The organism is Flavobacterium phragmitis, from assembly GCF_900112575.1.
Classification (GTDB): domain Bacteria; phylum Bacteroidota; class Bacteroidia; order Flavobacteriales; family Flavobacteriaceae; genus Flavobacterium; species Flavobacterium phragmitis.
Genome location: NZ_FOMH01000008.1, coordinates 278,529 through 292,141, shown reverse-complemented (window position 1 = coordinate 292,141; position 13,613 = coordinate 278,529). Strand labels below are relative to the sequence as shown.

General features: G+C 33.4%; 15 protein-coding genes. 6 read left to right on the top strand and 9 right to left on the bottom strand.

The window, feature by feature from the left end; translation table 11 throughout:
- Positions 1-28 precede the first annotated feature (28 nt).
- Positions 29-1,249, top strand: a complete 1,221-nt coding sequence (locus BM289_RS16010; protein WP_091495341.1) for a DUF763 domain-containing protein — start codon at positions 29-31, stop codon at positions 1,247-1,249.
- A gap of 123 nt (positions 1,250-1,372) precedes the next feature.
- On the opposite strand, the gene BM289_RS16005 is transcribed toward BM289_RS16010, so the two are convergent.
- Positions 1,373-1,567 carry a hypothetical protein gene (locus tag BM289_RS16005; protein WP_091495339.1) on the bottom strand — a complete coding sequence of 65 codons (195 nt, stop codon included), beginning with the start codon at positions 1,565-1,567 and terminating at the stop codon, positions 1,373-1,375.
- A gap of 179 nt (positions 1,568-1,746) precedes the next feature.
- On the opposite strand from BM289_RS16005, the gene BM289_RS16000 reads away from it, so the two are divergent.
- Complete coding sequence (locus BM289_RS16000; protein WP_091495338.1) at positions 1,747-2,379, top strand: DNA-3-methyladenine glycosylase; 633 nt, start codon at positions 1,747-1,749, stop codon at positions 2,377-2,379.
- A 178-nt stretch (positions 2,380-2,557) separates the two neighbouring features.
- Complete coding sequence (locus tag BM289_RS15995) at positions 2,558-2,749, top strand: hypothetical protein (RefSeq protein ID WP_091495336.1); 192 nt, start codon at positions 2,558-2,560, stop codon at positions 2,747-2,749.
- Between the two features lie 171 nt (positions 2,750-2,920).
- Here the strand turns inward: BM289_RS15995 and BM289_RS15990 are convergent, their stop codons facing one another.
- The 4 genes from BM289_RS15990 to BM289_RS15980 form a co-directional block, all read right to left on the bottom strand.
- Positions 2,921-3,568, bottom strand: a complete 648-nt coding sequence (locus BM289_RS15990) for a GNAT family N-acetyltransferase (RefSeq protein ID WP_091495334.1) — start codon at positions 3,566-3,568, stop codon at positions 2,921-2,923.
- An 18-nt stretch (positions 3,569-3,586) separates the two neighbouring features.
- Entirely contained in the window at positions 3,587-3,736 is a 150-nt protein-coding gene (locus BM289_RS25460; RefSeq protein WP_167365439.1) for a hypothetical protein, read from the bottom strand.
- A 229-nt stretch (positions 3,737-3,965) separates the two neighbouring features.
- A complete protein-coding gene (locus BM289_RS15985; RefSeq protein WP_091495333.1) occupies positions 3,966-4,988 on the bottom strand; it encodes an LLM class flavin-dependent oxidoreductase in 1,023 nt (340 codons plus the stop codon).
- A gap of 135 nt (positions 4,989-5,123) precedes the next feature.
- Positions 5,124-5,474, bottom strand: coding sequence for a winged helix-turn-helix transcriptional regulator (locus BM289_RS15980; RefSeq protein ID WP_091495332.1), 351 nt, complete (start codon positions 5,472-5,474; stop codon positions 5,124-5,126).
- Between the two features lie 105 nt (positions 5,475-5,579).
- Between BM289_RS15980 and BM289_RS15975 the strand changes: the two genes are divergently transcribed.
- A complete protein-coding gene (locus BM289_RS15975) occupies positions 5,580-6,323 on the top strand; it encodes an SDR family oxidoreductase (RefSeq protein WP_091495331.1) in 744 nt (247 codons plus the stop codon).
- Positions 6,324-6,619: 296 nt separating this feature from the next.
- Here BM289_RS15975 and BM289_RS15970 read toward each other — a convergent pair whose 3' ends face one another.
- On the bottom strand, positions 6,620-6,985 hold the full coding sequence (locus BM289_RS15970) for a helix-turn-helix domain-containing protein (protein WP_091495330.1): 366 nt from the start codon (positions 6,983-6,985) through the stop codon (positions 6,620-6,622).
- Between the two features lie 104 nt (positions 6,986-7,089).
- Complete coding sequence (locus tag BM289_RS15965; RefSeq protein WP_167365438.1) at positions 7,090-7,719, bottom strand: Crp/Fnr family transcriptional regulator; 630 nt, start codon at positions 7,717-7,719, stop codon at positions 7,090-7,092.
- 394 nt (positions 7,720-8,113) lie between these two features.
- Between BM289_RS15965 and BM289_RS15960 the strand changes: the two genes are divergently transcribed.
- Complete coding sequence (locus tag BM289_RS15960) at positions 8,114-9,145, top strand: hypothetical protein (protein ID WP_091495320.1); 1,032 nt, start codon at positions 8,114-8,116, stop codon at positions 9,143-9,145.
- Between the two features lie 36 nt (positions 9,146-9,181).
- A complete protein-coding gene (locus tag BM289_RS15955) occupies positions 9,182-9,643 on the top strand; it encodes a VOC family protein (protein ID WP_091495318.1) in 462 nt (153 codons plus the stop codon).
- A 122-nt stretch (positions 9,644-9,765) separates the two neighbouring features.
- Here the strand turns inward: BM289_RS15955 and BM289_RS15950 are convergent, their stop codons facing one another.
- Together BM289_RS15950 and BM289_RS15945 are read right to left on the bottom strand one after the other, a co-directional pair.
- A complete protein-coding gene (locus tag BM289_RS15950) occupies positions 9,766-12,555 on the bottom strand; it encodes a M16 family metallopeptidase (RefSeq protein WP_091495317.1) in 2,790 nt (929 codons plus the stop codon).
- A 583-nt stretch (positions 12,556-13,138) separates the two neighbouring features.
- A complete protein-coding gene (locus tag BM289_RS15945) occupies positions 13,139-13,585 on the bottom strand; it encodes a protein-disulfide reductase DsbD domain-containing protein (RefSeq protein WP_091495316.1) in 447 nt (148 codons plus the stop codon).
- Positions 13,586-13,613: the final 28 nt, after the last annotated feature.

Below are 13,613 nucleotides of genomic sequence, written 5' to 3'. Positions count from 1 at the left end.
TTACTTTTGCAAAACACAATCAGCTCAAATGCAACGTTCCGGTACAGCAGATCTTCCTTTACATTACGGACAAGTACCGCTATGGCTTTCTGAGCGTATGTCAAAATTGGGACTGTCAATTGTCGAAACAATTGCTTTGGAATTTTCGACATCCGAAGTAATAAGCAAATTAAGTAATCCTTTCTGGTTTCAAAGTTTTGGTGCCGTTATGGGAATGGACTGGCATTCGTCCGGAATTACCACATCTGTCCTTGGAGCATTAAAAAGATCTGTTAATCCACATTCAAAAGAACTTGGAATTTACATCTGTGGCGGTAAAGGCAAAAACTCTCTTTTGACACCTCAGGAACTTTTATTTGTGGGAGAAAAAACAGGCCTTGACGGAAATAATCTTGCAAACTGCAGCCGATTAACCGCTAAAGTAGATAATACCGCCATTCAGGATGGATTCCAATTGTATCAGCATAATTTTATTGTGGATAATAAAGGACAATGGGCAGTGATACAACAGGGAATGAATCCTTACTCCAAAACAGCCAGAAGATATCATTGGCATTCACAGGATTTAAAATCATTCATAAATGAACCTCATACTTTTATTTATGGTGAAAATCAAGGTACAATCTTAAATCTTACCGCTCAAGCTGCCGAAAAATCAAGAGAAGGTATTTTAGAATTAATACAAGAATCTCCTTCAAAAATCATAAAAGAAATGCAGCATCTCTCAATGCCTGCTCATCATGATGTGAGACTGGAAGATGTTAATATGAAGAGACTTGGCGCAATGCTTTGGACCACCCACGAAAATAAACCAGAAGATTTTGAAGAATTACTGCTTTTAAAAGGAATGGGACCAAGAGCACTGCAATCTCTGGCTTTAGTAAGTGAAATTATTTATGGCACTCCTACCCGATTTGAAGATCCTGCACGTTTTTCTTTTGCTCATGGAGGAAAAGACGGACATCCATTTCCGGTTCCTGTAAAAATCTACGACGAGACTATCGATACGTTACAACGCGCTATCAACCGTGCCAAAATTGGCAATACAGATAAAATTGATGCCATCAAAAAACTGTCTGAAATCTCAAGAAAAGCAGAACAAAGCTTTACACCCAACACAAATCTTGATGCCTTAATCCAAAAAGAAAGAGCGGAATCATATAAATACGGCGGAAAAACTGTTTTCGGAGATGCCAAACCTCCAAAAAACAAGCCTATAAATCCCAACAATCAATTGGAATTGTTTTAACCAAACTTCAAGAAAAACAGTTCTAAGATTGCTGCAAAAAAAGAATGTCTTCAATAGTATTATAAAAGACATTCTTAATTCTTAATTCTTAATTCTTAATTCTTAATTCTTAATTCTTAATTCTTAATTCTTTTCTTCATTATTTAACTTATCATCGAAGTCAGGTTCTTCTCCCTTAAATTCATGAGTATCAGAATCATAATTTTCATCATTAGTTAAAACTTCATCATGATTTCTATATTGATGTTTCCTTGTATCGCTTCGATTATCAGAACCACTTTTATGAGCAGTATCTGGATTTTGATTGTTTGTTTTCATAATCTATAAAATTTAAATTTTAATAAAATTACTTGAAATCCCAAAATACTTGCTTATACAATCACTTCTAAAAGTTATAAAACTAGCATAATTGTAAAAAGTGCATAAGATGCCGTTGTGAGAACTTATGAAAATAATAACTTTATTACTTAATTTTATTTCTAATTTATCCATTTACAATGACTAAGGCTTTTCCAAAACATTCATCTAAACTGCCGTATTCCTATTATTTAAATCGTGATGTAATTTTTCTGGCTAAAGATCTTTTAGGTAAATTGTTGTACACTCAAATCGATGGAAAAATTACAAGTGGCATTATTGTAGAAACTGAAGCCTATTTTGGTGTTCAGGACAAAGCCTCGCATGCATACGGAGGCAGACGAACCAACCGCACCGAAATCATGTATGGCAATGGTGGAGTTTCCTATGTTTATTTGTGTTATGGTATTCATCATCTTTTCAATATAGTAAGTTCTATTGAAGGCGAACCACATGCAGTATTAATTCGGGCAATTGAACCTTTTGAAGGAAAAGAATTTATGGAAGAAAGAAGAAATATGACTGCTTCCAAAGCCGCGATTTCAGCAGGTCCAGGCTCGATGGCAAAAGCATTAGGAATTGATGCTGCTTTTAATAAAAAAGATTTAAATGGCGATGAGATTTGGATTGAAGATCATGGTATTCGATATTCTGAAAAAGAAATTGCTGCTGTTCCGCGTGTTGGCGTTGCGTACGCACAGGAAGATGCTCTTTTACCATGGCGTTTTTTCATTAAAGGAAATAAATACGTCAGCAAACCTAATAAACTGTAAATAAAAAAGTTGTAACAAAATGCAACTGATAATACTGTAAAATAGAAATTTTAAACTATAAAATTTTATTAACTCCACTTTGTAACTTTGGAATGATTTACAATCTTAATTTGATTACATTTTCAAAACCATTAAATTATAATCAGAATCGTTTTAATTAACTTCTAAAAATCTAACAATGGAAAATTTAAAAACAGACCGTGACAAAAAATACTGCAGTATTTCCCATACTAAAATTTATTCTGTTGATAATGATGAATTAGTATGTTTGAAAATCTATCAAGGGGATTGGGGAGATTGGGACGAAACACCTGATCATATTCAGAATTGTGCGTTAAACACAGATGATGTTTATAAAGTCGTTGATTAACTGACTTAATTTTATCGTAAAAAGTCTCATTCAATATTTTTACTTAGAAAATTGTAAATGCCATAATAACAAAATATAAGCCAAATAGAAAATCAGAATAATAAAATCTTTTAAAGCATTATTATAATTAAAAAAGCCTCTAATCTCAAAAATTAGAGGCTTTTCACATTTTTATTCGGGATTGTAGAGCATGGCCGTACACAAACAGTTTTTTCTTTCTTTACTCATTAGTATGGAATAATTTACACATGATTTACAACTCTCCCAAAACAAATTTTCTGAAGTCAATTCAGAGAACGTAACAGGTTCAAATCCTAACTCGTGGTTCATTTTCATTACGGCAAGACCAGAGGTTAAACTGAAAATTTTGGCATTAGGATATTTCTCTCGACTCAATTCAAATATCTTGTTTTTGATCTTTTTTGCAAGTCCGGTATGACGAAATTCAGGTGCTACAATAAGTCCCGAATTAGAAACATAGGCACCGTCTTCCCACGAAGAGATAAAAGAAAAACCAGCCCATCTTCCGTCCGAGGCAAATGCAATGACAGCTTCCCCTTTATTTATTTTATTTTCAAGTAATTCAGCAGAACGAATTCCAATGCCTGTTCCGCGGGCTATTGCAGACGATAAGGTTACTTCACAAATTTGTTTGATCCAATAGGTATGAACAGATCGGGTTTTTTCAATTGTAAAATCAATGTCACTTTCAGGCTGTTCAATAGTTGAAAGAACAGAATTATTGCGAAGTGGAATTGAAAAAAAACTTTTCTTACTTAAGTTGATATCGGGGTCGATTATAGGATTTATAATTTTCATAACTATCTAATATTTTAATTAATAAATAATTTTAGATAGCAGTAAAACAGCAACAAAAAAGACAATACCAAACACCATTACGTTTATAGCCTTGTCTTTATTCTTTTTAGATTTATTGGATAGATATTCTTTTGTAATTTCCTTACTTCTTATTTTATGAGTTTTCATATTGATTTAGTGTTTTTATTTCCATACACTAAAAAACAAGCTACGTGCCAAAAAAACAAAAAGAAAACAAATCACTAGTTATCAATACCTTAAAACAAAAACATCTATTTATATTGTATGAATACTTATCAAAATGAGATGGTTATCATTTCAAAATGAGATGGAGAAAAAATCAAAAAAAGCCTCTAATCACAAGAATTAGAGGCTTTTCGAGTTTTTATTTGACTAATTAACGCCAACCTAATTCTGGGGCAATATATTGTAATATAGAAGACAATATATGAACATTATACTCTACTCCTAAAGTGTTAGGAATTGTCAGCAATAAGGTGTCGGCTTCTTGAATTGCTTCATCTTCTGCCAATTGCTTTATCAGTTTTTCTGGTTCTGCTGCGTAGCCTCTTCCAAAAATGGCACGTTTATCACTTTCGATGTAACCAAAACTATCAGCCGCCTTGCCTTGATCTCCAAAATAGAATTTATCCTGTTCATTGACTATAGCAAATATCGAACGACTTACTGAAACTCTAGCTTCGCGTTCATGTCCTGCTTTTTTCCAAGCTTCTTTATACAACCTGATTTGCTCTGCCTGCTGGATGTGGAATGGTTTTCCATTCTCATCATACTTCAAGGTAGAACTTTGCAAGTGCATTCCGTTTTCAGCAGCCCAAATCGCAGTTGCATTAGAGGCTGCGCCCCACCAAATACGCTCTCGCAATCCCTCAGAATGGGGTTCAAGTCGCAATAAACCTGGTGGATTTGGAAACATTGGATACGGATTTGGTTCTGCAAATCCTTCTCCGCTCAGCTTATCCAAAAACTCTAACGCTTTTTTGCGTCCCATATCGGCATCGGTTTCTCCGGTCTCTGGTTCGTATCCAAAAGAGCGCCAGCCATTAATTACTTGTTCCGGTGAACCTCTGCTGATTCCTAATTGCAATCGTCCTTCCGAAATGATGTCTGCTGCACCAGCATCTTCCACCATATACAAAGGATTTTCGTATCGCATATCGATTACCCCTGTTCCAATTTCAATTTTCTCTGTTTTAGCACCAATAGCCGATAGTAAAGGAAAAGGCGATGCCAGCTGTCGTGCAAAATGATGAACACGAAAATAAGCGCCATCTATACCAATTTCTTCTGCGGCAACAGCTAAATCTATGGATTGAAGCAGTGTATCGCTTGCTGTACGAGCTTTATAGGAAGGGTGATTGGCCCAATGTCCAAACGATAAAAATCCTATTTTTTTCATATAGCATTATTCTAATTTATAAACTCAAATATACGCATCATTCTTGAGTGATTCAGCAATTTTATGATTAATAATAGAGATTTCATAAGTAAATAGTAATCAACAATAATTGCTAAATCGGATAAGAATAAGAATTTATTCACTTTCAATAATCACTTTTCGATGTTTTATTCCCCACTCTGCTAAATCATTTATAATCGTTTTTAGTGTAAGACCATAATCCGTCAGCTGATAATGAATGCTTACTGGCTGCGTATCCAGAACAGTACGTTTTATAAGTTTATTGATCTCTAAATCCTTTAATTCTTTACTGAGCATTTTATTAGAAATACCGCTTACATCATTTAATATATCCGAAAATCTTCTCTTATTATGATAGCAAATAGAAGAAATAATTGAAATTTTCCATTTCCCATTTAATATATCCATCGTATCATGGACAGCCATGATTTCTTTTCTGTGTTCAATTTGACATTCGTTACTCATAAGTTACTAGGTTTCTCAAACGTTACTGTTACTTTTAGTTACAAAGTAACAATAATAAACTTAGTTGAGCTAATTTTGTTCTCCTAATTTATAAAACACATTAAAATGAACTTCACAAACAAAAATGTTCTTATCACAGGTGGAACAACAGGAATTGGACTAGCAACTGCAAAAGAATTCATAAAAGCTGGAGCAAACGTATGGATTACAGGAAGAAATATTGAAAATCTGGAAAAAGCATCGGCGGAAATTAAAAGTTCTCAATTAAAAACTATAGTTTCAGACACATCAAATTTAGCAGATCTTCCTGTTCTTGAAAAAGCATTTGCATCAAGCGGTACTCAACTAGATGTTCTTTTTCTGAATGCAGGAATAGCAACATTTAGTCCAATTGAAGAAGTAACTGAAGCTGATTTTGACGCTCAGTTTAATACCAACGTTAAAGGTCATTTCTTCACGCTTCAAAAATTGCTGCCTCATTTAGCAGAAGGTTCCTCTGTAATTTTCACTTCTTCTACTGTAGCAACGGCAAAAAACTTAGGAACCAGCATTTATTCAGCAACTAAAGGCGCTTTAAACAAAATTGCACAAATCGCTGCAAACGAATTAATCGGCAGAAAAATTCGTGTCAATATTGTTAGTCCTGGACCAGTTGAAACACCTGGATTACATAAAGCCGTTCCTGAAGAAGCTAAAGATTACCTTGCCAGTGCTACTGCAATGCAGAGATTAGGTAATCCATCAGAAATTGCCAAAACGGTATTGTTTCTTGCTTCCGATAATGCAAGTTTTATAACTGGAACAGAGTTATTGGTAGATGGCGGTTATATAAATTATGCATTGAAATAAGATAGTTTAAGTATAAGTGACTTTTATAAAAAAGAGGCAATAGCTTCTTTGGGTAAAAGATAAAATTTGCTGAAAAAATTACCTTATACCCCAGAGGAGTACAATATTTATAGAATTACAATAAGAAGATGTAGAAAAGCTCCGGAGGAGTGACATTAAATTATAGACTACAAAAAATATGTCGCTCCTCTGGAGCTTTATATTGGCAACATTTACCCTTTTCTATAAATATGCCACTTCTCCGAAGCTTACAAAAAAGAGGCTGTCCTAGTACCTCTTTTCTGTTTTTATATAAACTAAAGCATTCCGAATCTATCTCTGTAGGTTTTAAGTTCTAAATCCATTTTATGTTGCAATTTCTCTAAGAGCATTATTTTATCTTTTAACAGCTGACATATAGAATAGTCAATACTTTTAGTGCTAACATTTTCTTTAGTTCTCTTTTCAAAATACTGTTCACTTTCAAACTGTATTATATTTTGTATGCTGACTTCCAACACAGCTGCGATTTCCTCTAATTTCTTCAGACTTACTTTACTTATTCCTTTTTCGATTTTACTATATCCCGCCTGCGTCATTCCTAATCTGTCAGCCACATATTCTTGAGTATAGTTTTTTAGTTCTCTGATGTTTTTTATGTTATTATTTATATTTACTGCCATCTGTTTAAATTTTATAAATTATACCTCATTAATTAAATTCATATCTATTTACAAATGATAATTGCAAATAAATAATCAAAAACGAACCTTCGCAATAACAAATGTTAATCGTTTGGCGTGTTTTTTATTTTACTGGCATATTTTAAACGGCTTAAATGCACTGAGCTGATATTAAGATAAGATGCGATATGATATTGTGGAACCCGCTGCAATAAAGTGGGAAACTTCGCATTCATCGTTTCATAACGCTCTAGCGGAGAATGCATATAGAATGCTTTAATTTTATCATTCAGAATAAAGAAATAATCTTCTGTAATAAGTCTTCCTAGTTTTTCGCCATTTCTGACCGTACTGTATAAGGTTTGAAGCATTTCAAAAGTTACTTCTATAACTAAAGTATCTTCTACTGCTTGTATCGAAAAACTTGAAGGAATGTTTTTTAAAAAACTTTCATAATCAACACCAAAAGTCCCTTCCAGACAAAAATGAAACGTCTTCTCTTCTCCTTTTTCATCAGTATAATAAATCCGAAGTAAACCTCCTGCAACAAAAAATATCTTACTACAAATTTCATTCTGATTTAAAAGAATGCTTTTTTTGGGAAAAAATGTGCTTTTAAAACTGTTACAACAGTATTCCCATTCCAATTCGTCGATTTCAACATAATTCGAAATGAGTTTATATATGTTCTCTATTCCGTTGTTTTTTAAACTTTCAAATTGTTTTCTCTTCATATTTCTAATTTTTGGCGTGTACATAATCTGTTTAACTTTTAAATTTAATTCTTAGACAAAATTAAATTATTACCGAAGCTGAATAAATGGAAACTTTAAAAGCTTTTAATACAGTTATTAAAAAAACTGCTTTCATTTTATAACTCCGAAAAAAAGAAGAAAATTGTTTTCAAACAAGCCCATTTTCGTTATTCCTAATCGATTTAACAGAAAACGATTGGTGTCTTTTATCTATTTAGTATACTGAATTCAAACACATTAAATATTAAATCCAAAAATATGAAGAAGGAAATCTTAATTTCGACATTACTTTTTTTAAAAAGACTTTTCTTACTGGTGTTGTAGAATTAAAATAAATTTTATCTTCGTTTATAAAACAAAACTTGAAAATTAATTGAAAACTTTTAACAAAAAACTAACCGTACTTGTCTTATATCTGATTGCGATTTATTCTTGCAAAAGAAATGAAGAGGCAAATAATAAAGAAAAAAAACAGCAAAGCATCAAAATAGATAGCACAAAAACAACAGATGATGATCCTATTGTCACATTATTTTCTTTTAATAATGAAAACAATACTGAATTAATTAAAATAGCTGCGAACGGTGCTGGTGATGATGATAAATTTAGTTTGGGTGCAGATAAAATCACAATAATTGTTTCAAAATATAGAAAGAATAAAGAAAGCCTTAAAATTACTCAGCAGGTTACATTACTCGTTAGTGAATTTAATTACATCAACATCGATTCTCATTTTTTACGAAAAAAGATTCAGGGTATAGATTATTTCTTATTTGCATTAAAAGAATCTCCTATGGGTAACGGAGATCCCTCATCATATCTAAGCTATATTATGATTAATACCAATAATTTACAATTTTACAAATTAGGATATATTGGAGAATATACTTTAAGATCCGGTGATTCAATTGATGGTGATTTCACAAAAGATAAAACCTTGGAATCTAATACGACAGTCTATAATGAATTATATCAGTTTGCGTCTAAAAGCAAATGGATATACAAGCCAACAGAAAAAGAAAAGGACATTAATTATTATAAAAATTTTGAACAAAAATGGTATAAAGATAATAATCATGAAGATGAAGAAACCTCAGCTTCCTCTATCATTACGAGCACTTATTACACTGAAAATCTATTTAAATTTAATGGTTTTTACGATGACGACCAAGTAATTGAAAATGCCGATTTTAAAATTGTCTCCTATTTTCGTCATAACATTATTGCATATGACAAAAATAAAAAGTTGTACTTTCCTGTTATTGTAGGATCCTGTGCCCATGGATGTAATAAGGAAATAAAATTTGTTTCTGAAAATGAAATAGAAATTGTATACGAGATGAATACACAAAAAACCGACACTATTGATTTGGATAAAATCAAGTTTACCAACACCCCTATCTGATACTTATAATTTAGCATCAAAATATTTAAATTACAAATGGACTTAAAATTTAGTCATATCGATATTTTAGTAAAAGACCTTCAAACGGCCTGCGATTATTATTCAAAAATTCTAAAGGCAGAAATTTCAAAAAAGTTCACTTGGCAGAGAGACAATCTTCATGTGACTTATGCCGTTGTAAAAATAGGACAGGAAAAATTCATGCTTGTACAGCCTTTTACTGGAAACCTCAAAAATCTTTTGGACAGCAAAGGCGAAGGAACTATTTACCGTCACTGCTATTCAACTCCAGACATCGAAGTGGTTTATGATGAATTGATGGATGTTGGTTTACAGCCCGAAGATGAAAATGGAAATCCTTTATCCAAAGAAAAACTCAATTCACCAAGCGGTGTAAGAATCATTTGGCTGCCTAAACGTTTTGGAGAATTTTCAATCGAAATATTGGAAGAATCAGGACTGGAGGATTTTATGGCCGAGGCGTTTAAAAAAAACTAAGGAGTATATTATTAAGTTTTCAGTCGCAGTCACAGTTTACAGGTCGAAACTGAAAACTGTGACTGAAAACTGTGACTGAAAACTGAGACTGAAAACTGAGACTGAAAACTGAGACTAAAAACTTATTTCAAAGGATTCCCTTCTTTATCCAAAGAACCCGATTTAATGATGATCATTTTATCCAGTTTAACATACTTTTTAATCGCATCGTTTACCTGCTGCAAAGTCGCTTTTTCGATGTCTTTTGGATATTGGTCAATATAGTTTGGTTCCAATCCTCTTTCCATGAAACTTAAAATTGTTCTTGCCATACCGTTTGTGGTAGACATCCCGACTTTAAAACTTCCGATTAGATTGGTTTTCTTGTTTTCCAGTTCTGTTGCAGTGATTCCGTCTTTTACCCATTTATCAACCTGAACCATTGTCGCATCAAGTCCTTTCTGGAATAAATTCGGGTTGAAAGAAGCGTTTACATACCAATAACCTCCCGTTTCTATATTTCCTCCAATTCCGGATGAAATGTTATAAGTTAGACCGTCATTATCACGAACAGTCTGCATTAAACGACCTGCAAATCCAGCTCCCAAAGTATAATTTCCAATGAAAAACGGAATATAATCAGCATCGGCTCTTTTTAAACCCGTAAACTGTCCTATGAATAATTCAGCACTTGGTTTCTCCGGAATTGTCACTACTTCAGTTTTTGAAGCTGCTTTTGAAGCTTCTTCAAATTTTAGTTTTTCCGAAACTCCCCCGTTCCAGTTTTTGAATGATTTTTTTAATGAAGCATTTAAATTCGCTCCTTCTGTATCTCCCACAATAACAAGGCGCATTGATGCAGTACCAAAATATTTTTTATGAAAGGCCTTTACTTCATCTAAAGTCGCTTTTTTAATATTTTCGATATTTTCTTCAACGCTTAAACTGTAATTCGGATTGTTTTTTGGATAAATAGACTGAGATAAAGCGATATCTCCTCTTTCTCCCGGATCATTTAAACTCTGCTGCGCATTTCCGATAAATTGTTGTTTTAAATTCTCGAATTCTTTGGCATCAAACAATGGATTTCTTAATTCTTCAGCCAGTAAAGCAACAACCTGATCCAGATCTTTCTTCAAACATTTAAATCCAATATTGATTTTAAAAGTCGAAGCATTTACGTTTAAAGTCACTCCTAATTTCTGCAGTTTTTCCGAGAATTTGAATTTGTCATTCAGCGTTGTTCCTTTTGACAGCATCGAAGCCGTTAAAGACGGAATACTATTATTTTTCGTTTCGCTCGCATAATTTCCCAATGAAATACTCGCTGCAACAGTTACAAAATCTTTAGCCGAAGTTTTTACTGAAACCACATCGATTCCTACTACTTTTTCTCTTTTATAAGCCGACGACGATTTTTCAATATTTTCACTTGAAACCTTTTCTTCTAAACTATTTTTTATTGATGAGGAAACATCAGCTGGACTTTCTCGATGTAAATGTCCGTCTTGTACATGTCTGTAATAAAATGGTCCATTTTCCGGCATAAAATTGCCTGCCTGAGTTGTATTTTGATTTTGAGAACCAGATTGTTTCGGAATAAAATAACCCGTTGTACTTTGGTCTTCCACCAAATATTTATTGGCCACGCGAAGCACATCAGTCGGAGTTACTTTTTTCAGTCTCTCAACACCCGTTACATAATCCGTCCAGTCTCCTGATGCGATGGCTTCATTTAATTCTGATGCAATTACGCCAGATCCATCACGTGCTAAAACAGTCTGTGCACTGATATTGGCTATCACACGATTTACCTCATCCTGAGTTACTCCCTCTTTCTGAATTTTAGCTACCACTTCGCTGATTTTAGCATCAATATCTTCATGTCTGGAACTTGTCGGAAATCCTACACCAATTGTAAACAATCCCACTTCTTTAAAGTTGGTTGCGCTTGCATAAGAATAAATTCCTAAACGGGTATCTACAAAAGTTTTGTTTAAAATGGAGGAAGCCCCTGAACTTATAATTTCTGCTAAAATATTTAAGGCAGGCAAATCTTCATGGAGCGCGCCAGGAATTTTGTAGGCTTTGTTTACAACGCCCAACTCCCCAGGTTTACTAACCACAATTTTACGTGCCCCGTACTGCTCCGGTTCTTCTGTGTAGGGCTGGGGCATTACATGCGGTGCCTTTGTGATTTTTCCGAAATACTTTTCAATCAGCTCAAAAACATTCTCTTTTCTGAAATCACCGATAATCGTTAAAGTCGCATTATCCGGCCAATAATAGGTATTATAAAAATTCTTCAAAACCTCAATCGGCGCTTTTTCAATATCCGATTTCCACCCGATTGTCGAATGATGATACGGATGCGCGATATATGCCGAAGCCCAGATTTCTTTGTCCAATAAACTGTTTGGGTTGTTTTCACCTCTTTCGAATTCGTTTCGTACAACCGTCATTTCTGCTTCTTTATCTTCTTTTAGTAGTAAAGAATTACGCATCCTGTCCGCTTCAATCTGAAGCGCCAGTTCTATTTTATCACTAGGCAATGTTTCGTAATAGTTGGTTCGATCGTACCAGGTTGTGGCGTTCAATTGCGCTCCAGTATTTTGCAAAACATCGGTAATGGTGTTTCCATTCTTTTTGTTGAAAGTCGGCGTTCCTTTAAACATTAAATGCTCTAAAAGATGCGTTGATCCTGTATTTCCCAAAACTTCATGTTTAGAACCTACGCGATATACAATTTGTACCGTTGCAACCGGCGAGGCATTGTCCTGCAAAAGCAAAACACTCATGCCGTTTGGCTGGTATAAATATTCCTCTATACCACCTAATTCTTTTATTTTCTTAAAATTAACTGATTTGTTCTGCGCTGAAATTAGGGTACAGAAAGCTAATGAGCAGTAGCCCAAAAAGATGTATTTTTTCATTTTTTTGTATTTTTTTAGTTTGCAGTCTCAGTCCCAGTTTTCAGTTTTTAATGGGACTGTAAACTGAGACTGAATACTGAAACTAAGTTTTCTTAAAATAGGTTTTTACAATCAGTGACGTTTCTTTTGTCATCATTATTGACAATTCTTTACTGTCGAACTTTTTAAAGGATAATTGCTCATACCAGTATTTCTTAAATAGTTTCAATGGTTTCATAATGTCTCAGAAATTTATAAGTCTTTCTAGATTTTTAATCAGATTTAAAAGAGCCGTTTTTCACAGCTCTTTTATTCGGTTTTTCTGTTTAATTGTTTTTGCTTACTAATTCAAAATAAAAAATGAAACATCAAAAACCTGTATGAAAATTTGAAGTCTGATTCTCTTGAAAGAATTTGACTTTTTCGAATTCCGTTTCTCTCAGGAGATTCATCATGATGTGTTGAAAAAGGGTCTTAAAATGCTTCCAGAAACTCAGAAATTAAATAAAGAATAAGCATAACAAACAAAAGTCTAAATTCTATTCTTCCTACTGAAATTATAGTTCAGCCTAGAATTATGACGAAGTGTAAATAGAATTTCTCTTTATTTAATCTTAAAAAGCAATTCCACTTGTTTAGGCGGAAGACATTTGGCATCATCACAAGCCATAAACTCGACATTTGCATTAATTTGTTTTGGTGCTTTGTCCTTAATTTTAATGCGCTGTTTAAAAATCGTTTTATTTTCGAAATATTTAATTTTTATTCCATAAATCGGATCATTAACTATACGACCTTCTTCTTCTTTGGTATTTCCTTTTTTAAGATATTCTCCTTTGCCGTCAAAAGAGAATTTAGTTGGCAGAGGTCCATCTTCAGGTACAGTTTGTGAATACAAATGCCAGCCTTTTTCAATAGCCGCTTTGGCAATAAGTTCATATTCTGATCCTGATATTTTCACGACGCTTGTCGTCCATTTTACCGGATTGTATACTTGTGCACTGACAACTGCTGAAAACAAAATCATCAGTATTGCAATTATTTTTTTCATTTTGTGGTATTTTTTTAAGTCTTATTTA

What these genes read in the sequence shown, in the direction of transcription:
- BM289_RS16010 (WP_091495341.1), top strand. Translation starts at nt 29, where the DNA reads ATGCAACGTTCCGGTACAGCAGATCTTCCTTTACATTACGGACAAGTA.
- BM289_RS16005 (WP_091495339.1), bottom strand. Translation starts at nt 1,567, where the DNA reads ATGAAAACAAACAATCAAAATCCAGATACTGCTCATAAAAGTGGTTCT.
- BM289_RS16000 (WP_091495338.1), top strand. Translation starts at nt 1,747, where the DNA reads ATGACTAAGGCTTTTCCAAAACATTCATCTAAACTGCCGTATTCCTAT.
- BM289_RS15995 (WP_091495336.1), top strand. Translation starts at nt 2,558, where the DNA reads ATGGAAAATTTAAAAACAGACCGTGACAAAAAATACTGCAGTATTTCC.
- BM289_RS15990 (WP_091495334.1), bottom strand. Translation starts at nt 3,568, where the DNA reads ATGAAAATTATAAATCCTATAATCGACCCCGATATCAACTTAAGTAAG.
- BM289_RS25460 (WP_167365439.1), bottom strand. Translation starts at nt 3,736, where the DNA reads ATGAAAACTCATAAAATAAGAAGTAAGGAAATTACAAAAGAATATCTA.
- BM289_RS15985 (WP_091495333.1), bottom strand. Translation starts at nt 4,988, where the DNA reads ATGAAAAAAATAGGATTTTTATCGTTTGGACATTGGGCCAATCACCCT.
- BM289_RS15980 (WP_091495332.1), bottom strand. Translation starts at nt 5,474, where the DNA reads ATGAGTAACGAATGTCAAATTGAACACAGAAAAGAAATCATGGCTGTC.
- BM289_RS15975 (WP_091495331.1), top strand. Translation starts at nt 5,580, where the DNA reads ATGAACTTCACAAACAAAAATGTTCTTATCACAGGTGGAACAACAGGA.
- BM289_RS15970 (WP_091495330.1), bottom strand. Translation starts at nt 6,985, where the DNA reads ATGGCAGTAAATATAAATAATAACATAAAAAACATCAGAGAACTAAAA.
- BM289_RS15965 (WP_167365438.1), bottom strand. Translation starts at nt 7,719, where the DNA reads ATGAAGAGAAAACAATTTGAAAGTTTAAAAAACAACGGAATAGAGAAC.
- BM289_RS15955 (WP_091495318.1), top strand. Translation starts at nt 9,182, where the DNA reads ATGGACTTAAAATTTAGTCATATCGATATTTTAGTAAAAGACCTTCAA.
- BM289_RS15950 (WP_091495317.1), bottom strand. Translation starts at nt 12,555, where the DNA reads ATGAAAAAATACATCTTTTTGGGCTACTGCTCATTAGCTTTCTGTACC.
- BM289_RS15945 (WP_091495316.1), bottom strand. Translation starts at nt 13,585, where the DNA reads ATGAAAAAAATAATTGCAATACTGATGATTTTGTTTTCAGCAGTTGTC.